Source organism: uncultured Gimesia sp., assembly GCF_937910335.1.
GTDB lineage: Bacteria > Planctomycetota > Planctomycetia > Planctomycetales > Planctomycetaceae > Gimesia.
This window is the reverse complement of sequence record NZ_CALEMX010000093.1, coordinates 1-7,375: the sequence shown is the minus strand read 5'-3', so window position 1 is coordinate 7,375 and position 7,375 is coordinate 1. Positions and strand designations below refer to the sequence as shown.

At 46.2% G+C, this 7,375-nt stretch carries 6 protein-coding genes; 4 read left to right on the top strand and 2 right to left on the bottom strand.

The window, feature by feature from the left end:
* The 4 genes from atpD to Q0668_RS03715 form a co-directional block, all read left to right on the top strand.
* Positions 1–1,419, top strand: a 1,419-nt coding sequence (gene atpD, locus Q0668_RS03730) for a F0F1 ATP synthase subunit beta (protein ID WP_298860055.1), incomplete at its 5' end; no start/stop codon positions are given.
* 93 nt (positions 1,420–1,512) lie between these two features.
* The gene (locus tag Q0668_RS03725) at positions 1,513–1,914 is read left to right on the top strand and encodes a F0F1 ATP synthase subunit epsilon (protein ID WP_298860053.1); all 402 of its coding nucleotides are present in this window, start codon (positions 1,513–1,515) and stop codon (positions 1,912–1,914) included.
* A 468-nt stretch (positions 1,915–2,382) separates the two neighbouring features.
* Entirely contained in the window at positions 2,383–2,871 is a 489-nt protein-coding gene (locus tag Q0668_RS03720) for a hypothetical protein (RefSeq protein WP_298860051.1), read from the top strand.
* Between the two features lie 58 nt (positions 2,872–2,929).
* A complete protein-coding gene (locus Q0668_RS03715; protein WP_298860050.1) occupies positions 2,930–4,051 on the top strand; it encodes a hypothetical protein in 1,122 nt (373 codons plus the stop codon).
* Between the two features lie 222 nt (positions 4,052–4,273).
* On the opposite strand, the gene Q0668_RS03710 is transcribed toward Q0668_RS03715, so the two are convergent.
* The gene (locus tag Q0668_RS03710) at positions 4,274–6,931 is read right to left on the bottom strand and encodes a DUF1559 domain-containing protein (RefSeq protein ID WP_298860049.1); all 2,658 of its coding nucleotides are present in this window, start codon (positions 6,929–6,931) and stop codon (positions 4,274–4,276) included.
* Positions 6,931–7,329, bottom strand: coding sequence for a BlaI/MecI/CopY family transcriptional regulator (locus Q0668_RS03705; protein WP_298860048.1), 399 nt, complete (start codon positions 7,327–7,329; stop codon positions 6,931–6,933). The genes Q0668_RS03710 and Q0668_RS03705 overlap by 1 nt, the downstream gene beginning before the upstream one ends.
* Positions 7,330–7,375 lie beyond the last annotated feature (46 nt).

The window sequence follows — 7,375 nt, the reverse complement described above, 5'->3', positions numbered from 1 at the left end:
GGTAAAATCACACAGATCATTGGATCAACGTTTGATGCTGAATTCCCCGAAAATCAGCTCCCGGAAATCTACAACGCTTTGACTGTAAAAGAAACAACCAAAGAAACCGAAATCAATGTCACAGGCGAAGTGCAACAGCACCTCGGCGGCGGTCGTGTCCGCTGCGTAGCCTTGTCATCAACAGATGGTATGGTCCGCGGAATGAATGTTACCGACACCGGTTCATCGGTCTCTGTTCCTGTGGGAAAAGGAACCTTGGGACGCGTCTTCAACCTGTTGGGTGAACCCGTTGATGGTCGTGGCGAAGTAAAAACTGACGAACGCTGGGCCATTCACCGCAAGCCACCTTTGCTGGAAAACCTGAGTGCCAAGACCGAATTGTTCGAAACAGGTATCAAAGTGGTTGACCTGTTAACACCCTTTGTGCGTGGTGGTAAAGCGGGACTGTTCGGTGGAGCCGGTTTGGGTAAAACTGTGATTCTAACCGAATTGATTGCTCGTATCGCCAGTGCCCATGGTGGTTATTCTGTTTTCGCGGGCGTGGGTGAAAGAACTCGTGAAGGAAACGACCTCTGGCTGGAAATGCAGGAAACGAAAATCGGTCAAACAGATCGCTCTGTGATCGAACAGACCTGTATGGTCTTTGGCCAGATGAATGAACCTCCGGGAGCACGTTTGCGTGTTGCTCTTTCTGCTCTGACAATGGCAGAATGGTTCCGTGATACAACAGGAACAGACACCCTGCTCTTCGTTGACAACATTTTCCGCTTCTCACAGGCAGGAAGTGAAGTCTCCGCGTTACTGGGACGAATGCCAAGTGCTGTAGGATATCAGCCAACATTGGGAACCGAATTAGGGGAACTTCAGGAACGAATTACTTCTACGAATAATGGAGCCATCACCAGTGTGCAAGCCGTTTATGTGCCTGCAGACGACCCCACTGACCCAGCTCCTGCAACAGCGTTTTCTCACTTGGATGCCTTCATTTATCTGGAACGAAAAATCTCCGAAAAAGGGATTTATCCAGCCATTGATCCATTAGCATCATCCAGTCGAATTCTCGACCCACAGTATGTTGGTGAGCGACACTATAGAGTGGCTCGTGAAGTTCAGCAGACACTGCAACGCTATCGTGAACTTCAGGATATTATCGCAATTTTGGGTGTTGATGAATTAAGTGAAGAAGACAAACTCATCGTGCATCGTGCCCGACGTATCGAACGCTTCTTATCACAACCCTTCCTTGTCGCTGAAGTCTTTACGGGTAAAGAAGGTAAGATTACACCGCTGGAAGATACGATCCGCAGCTTTGAAGAAATTTGTGCGGGTAAGTGGGATCATCTGCCCGAGGCCGCTTTCATGTATGTCGGTTCGGTCGAAGAAGCAGAAGAACAAGCCAAGAAAATGGCAGAAGAATAAAACACCCAAAAGCATCAATATAAGTGTGGCCGGACAATTTTCCGAACGCAAATTTAATCTGAATTCCTGTTTTTAAATGTGGTTAGAGCACCAATGGCTCAAGAATTTCGTCTTTTAGTAGTGACCCCGGAAACGACTCTGTTAGATCAATCGATCCAGAGTCTACGCTGCACGTTATTTGACGGGCAAATTGGGATCATTCCAGGCCGCATGCCCATGGTAGGTCGTCTGGGTTATGGTGAACTCGTTTTTAGAACGGAAGACGGATCTGAAAGCAGTTACTTTGTTGATGGTGGTTTTCTACAGGTTCAGGGAAATGTGATTTCTGTTTTAACCGAACAGGCAGTTCCCGTCAGCGAATTGAATGGCGCTGAAGCTGAACAACAATTGCAGGAAGCCCTTGCCCGCCCTGCGATCGGCGACGATCAATGCGATGCCCGAGAACGAGATCAACTACGAGCACGTGCCATCATCTCTTTGGCCGGACAAAAATAAGCTCTTGATCTAAACTCCAGTTTTTTATAAAGAAGCGGAAACTCATTCAAGGTTTCCGCTTCTTTTTTTTCGGAGTCATTCATGACAGACCAGAATGCCTCTCATCGAACAGAACGGCCTTCTGTCGGTGTACATTTCAAATGCTGTAATGTGTATTCTAAAATCTACGTCAACCATTCCGGAACTGTCTACGCCGGTCATTGCCCACGGTGTGCCGCTCTGCTTGAAATTCCCATCGTCAATGAAGGTGGTTCTTCAAGCCAATTCTTCAGTGGTTCATAACCCCATATGAAACAACACCTTAATGAACCTAGACCCCGCTGTTCCGCACGAGAATATTTCTTAGGCCCACGCCAGAATCACCTTGAGCTAAATCGAGTTATAGTCTACGATTCGCTCGCGATAATCGAGACTGCCTGTAAATCCAATTTCTACCGTGTTCACGAATTCTGAGTATGAGTTTTTTCAATGGATTATCATTTAAAGCCTTTGGGAAAAACCTGTTCAGCGACTGGTAAGGAATTTGTTCCCGGCGAAACGGTTCATTCGATTATCGTTGAAGAAAATGGCCAGTTAGTCAGGCTCGATTATTCAGAAGATGCCTGGGATGGACCTCCCGAAAGTGCGGTAGGAGAATGGAAGTTGCAGGTTCCCGAACCTGCAACACAAGGCCCTAAAAAAATCGACCCTGATGCGTTAATGCAATATTTTGAGCAATTATATGAATCTCCCAACCAGGTACAGGAAAAATTTCTTTACGTTCTCGCTTTATTTCTCGTGCAAAAGCGTCGATTAAAGCTGGACGGCTCTCGGAACGAAGATGAGGCATCGTATCTTCAATTGACGGGAACTCATGGCGAAGGAAGTTTTGAAATACGAGACCAGAATCTGGATGAATCCGAAGTCGAACAACTACAGCAACAACTGAATTCCCAATTTCTGGAAGACTGGGAATAAGGGGTATGTCCCCGTGATGGATCACTAAAATATGTTGAATGTTCAGGGAAGAGCAGAAATGAAAATATTCGAGCAGATATTTTGCCGACTTTGGAAAGTCACAAAATTTGCTGCCGTATTACTCTTTCTGATCATGCTTGCATCCTGCTCTTCCATGCGGAATTTTTTGCCGCAAGAAGCACCTGTCTGCGTCTTACCCCCTAACCCCAGTTACACTCAAATTATCAATCATTTGAATTCTCAGACCAATGGTGTCTATGGTTGGCAATCTTCCAATGTGAAAATTCGAGCCCGGCAATCAGGTGGTATTCCAATCAGTTTAAATGCCATGCTAGCGGTCGAACAACCGAAACGCTTCCGATTACGTGCCAGCTCACCTCTAGGAGCAGAAGTTGACTTTGGATCCAATGATGATCGCTTCTGGTTCTGGGTCAAACGAAATCCACAAAAACGAATCTTTACTGTCAGGCACGACCAATACCAGTCAATGGGCTCTCAATTAAATATTCCCTTTGAACCAGACTGGTTACTCGAAGCGTTACGCGTGGTACCACTCAATGAAAAAGAACTTTCCATCCAAAAAGAAGGTCAGAATTCACCGAATATCAAACTGATTTCCGATCGCCTGTTACCAAACGGCAAACTCGTTCAAAAGATACTGGTTGTGAATCTGTGTACTGGATATATAATTGAACAATCTTTGTATGACAGTCAGGGACAACGCATCGCTACAGCGACTCTGGGTGAGTATCGTGTTTGTAACAATTCTTCAGCAATTCTTCCACATGTGGTGAAGCTTGATTGGCCACAAGCGGGAATTGTTCTCACAATGACGATGGCTAATATCGATGTCAATCCCACGGGCGTTCCCACTGAAGTCTGGGGCTTACCTCAAATTCCCGGCTATCCGGTTATGGATCTGGGGGCCTCCTTCCCTCCTCAGCAAGCCGCGACGCACAAACGTCCCGCTCGCATTAATTCGCGCATTGCAGAATTGAAGGAGCCAAACTGGTCAGATAATTCAAACGAAGAACCGCAGTGGAAACCAGCACCAGTCGGGTTTGATGATACAAACACTTTTCCCGTCAATGAAACACAAACGGAACCATTAGAAAATCCCTTCCGAACGCCTGATGCGTTTGAAACACCAGCAGAAGCACCTGGTCGCGTTAAACTCTGATGTCAGTCTTATCCGAAGATTGAATTCAATTGCGGTATTCAACTCTCTGAATTCTCACCTGAGTGCCATGTCTCTGTCGCAAACCAATGAATCTCTGCACTTCTGATGTCCGGAAATATGACCTTGCGAAAGTAATTCTTATTTGAGAACCCGCTGTCATATGGAATGCGTGCGGCAATATAGTTCACTCTATCTATCGTGCCACTACAAAAACCGCAAAACTCACCAATCCCAATTAACAACATTCCCATCGTTGATAATAAGCAAGTTGCGTAACATCTTGGGATCGAGATTGTCTGAGATAAATCGGACTGAGCCATCACACAATCCGACATTGAAACCGCCCTGTTGAAAGCCACCCAGTTTTGGTATTTTTTTACCATCATATGGAATGTCCTCGGGCTTTGTCCACGGTATGTTTCGCTTGGCTTCAACCACGGCAATGGTGTTTGAGGTACCATCGGTGACCTTCTGAAATTCCAAGCCTGCTTTGTTACCGAATGCCGTACCATCGCCAACCAGCACAAAGTAGGATGCGTTAGTTACAGCCCCATCATCATTCGGGTTATGAAATACGGGAACCATTGTCTTAGCAATTTTCATATTATGTTCGCTATCCCATGGTTCATCCATGTGATACTCATTATACAATGCCTGCTGATCCAGGTAGGGCAGGATTGCCACCCGCCAGCTATGTGGCGTTTTTCCATCTGGCCCCAACACAACGGCAGGTGGGAAGTGCTTGTGAATATCGTAGTAATTGTGTAATGCTAGCATAATTTTCTTGAGGTTGTTCATCGATTGCATGCGTCGCGCTCGTTCGCGTGATTCCATGATCGCAGGAACAAGCATCGAGACCATGGGAACAATTGAATCTTCTGGCATTGCAGTGGTCAATCTGACATTTTCCCCCTTTCGGGTTACTTCAGTTAATTTCAGCACATTCTCGGCAACATTGATGAGAGACATCAACGCCAACCGCTCTTCGACATTGTCACTTTTTACACCACGTTTCATTTGACCAAGCATGTTTTTAGCAAGTATCAGCAGAGCGTCTAGTGTATCCTTGACACCTCCACCGTTCTTCTCCTGATACAATGTAGAATTCAGTGAGAAATTTTTATTGAAACTCAAGCCTAACGAAGCCACATCTGTATTTTCCCAAATGGGTGAAATCAGTCCCAATATTGGTGCATTTGCAGCAGCAACCTGAGCTTGTTTGTCCCCGACGATCGCCCGTGCCACCTGAATATCAACAAGCGCAGCCACAGAATCATTCTCAACAGCTTGCCATTGCTTAGCCCAACGAGTCGTTCCGCCTAATTGTAGTGTTTTGAGAATTTCTTGCATCGACTGCTCTTGTTCGGTAAAAATCAACGTCGTGTCACTAAGAAACATCAAACAATCATTTCCAAGTTTGCTATAGTTTTTTCCCAGGTATTGGATTTCAACGGGATTGCTCCCGGGCATATTCTTCAGGAATTGGTTTCGATCAATTGGCTGTTTCAATTGAATTACAAACGCAACACTCGACGGACCCGATGGAAACATAACGGCAGTTAATATCTCTATTTCTGCAGGTTTCAGTCCAAGAAAGATAAATAGTTCATGCTTGTAATCTTCCCGCTCAATGAGTTTGCGAATTGGTTTCATTGAATTCTTAGCCAGAATATCTGCAGGTCGTATCGCGAACACTGCCAGGGCATTATTGGGAACAAAATCGATTCGAAATTTTTGCTCACCTTTTTTTGTCTCTCCGGAATTTCCAAACCCAAAAGGAGAATTTTGGGCGATACTAACGCTCTCACCACGTATCCCAACAGCTAACATCCCCGCTAGCAAAACAGACGTGACCGCAATGGCACGAGCAGTACGAGACACAGTAGCCCGAAATGGTGTTTTGTCTTTTAACATGTCAATTCGCCTTAAAAAAGTCGACTGTGTTGGTAAAAAGGCACGTGCCGGACTCAATACACTTCGATTGGATTGTTCCATCGCCATCTCTGCAAGAATAACTAAATAAGGTTCAGCACCACCAGCTGATTGTGCCGCTGCCGCATCCGCCGCCAGCTCCTGTTCTAATCTCAGACGCGATACCAGCCAGTGCATTAATGGATGATAAAAATGGATGGACCGGCAGATCTCTGCAGAAATATTTGACAAATAGTCTCTTTGCTCAATATGGGCCAATTCATGAGTCAATACAGCCCTTAATTGACCAGAAGACCAGGTTTTCCAAGTGTGAGGCAGTAGAATGACCGGTCGCCACCATCCAATGATTGCCGCGGTCGCCAATCGTTTCGTTTCCAGTAACCGAACCGATGATCTCTTGTTTCTTTCCAGCAACAGACCATCTAAGAGTTCCCGAGCAGAAGTCCTGTCCAATGAATCGGAATGTTGTATTTCCCTTCTCAACAAGAGATAACCAATACAGAGACGCATCAATCCAAATGTTGCTCCTACCAGAAACAGAATTCCGATGAGGGCAGGCCATGTAAGCGCTTCATCCTGATCTGCTACAGGCTGTGGCCGCTTGAGTCCGTCTACAAAACCTCCCCACGCAGCACTCCAAACGGATTCCAACTTGATGGCTTCCCTGTCTGGTGCGGGAATATCACTTATTAAACTGGTTTTCTTTCCGTCAGACGGCACCTGTATTTCAGGGCTGTTGGACTGTTGTGTTACTTCGCCTCCCCAGCGAGGCCAGGGACTGAAAGCCAGCGCAGCCAATAGCAGGACGACCAACATGGAAGAAGAGATAACAAGTGACCGCAGGAGGGGCCCCCTGCGACGCACGGCTAAATATAATAAAGCGGACGCTACCGCAACAATCGTCACTTGAAAACTGAGCCAGATTACACTCACACCGATTTCATGCATCAGGAATTCTCCCGTAAAATGTCTTCAATAGCTTTGAGTTCCTTAGACGTAAGCTTCCGTTCTTCCATCAGGCGCATAAGCAGTTTTTCTCGAGATCCGCCGAACACCTTTTGAATCATCTCCCCCAGCATATTTCCGGAAACTTCATCGAAGGACCGGACAGCTCGGTACAAAAAAGGTCGTTCTTCGTTTGTTTGATTGAGGAATTCCTTCTCCATCAGAATTCGTACTAAGGTCGCCACAGTTGTATAAGCTAAATCGCGCCCCGCCTTCTGCATCGCGTCGCGCACATCAGAAACGGTCAACTCAATGGCAGGATCCACTTGATTCCGGTCCCAGAAAATGTGCATTACTTCTAACTCACGGGCGGTGAGTTCCTTCGCTTTCGGCCTTGCCATTCAGGACTCCCTGCCTTCAATTGGATTTAAAATACTAGATTTGGTT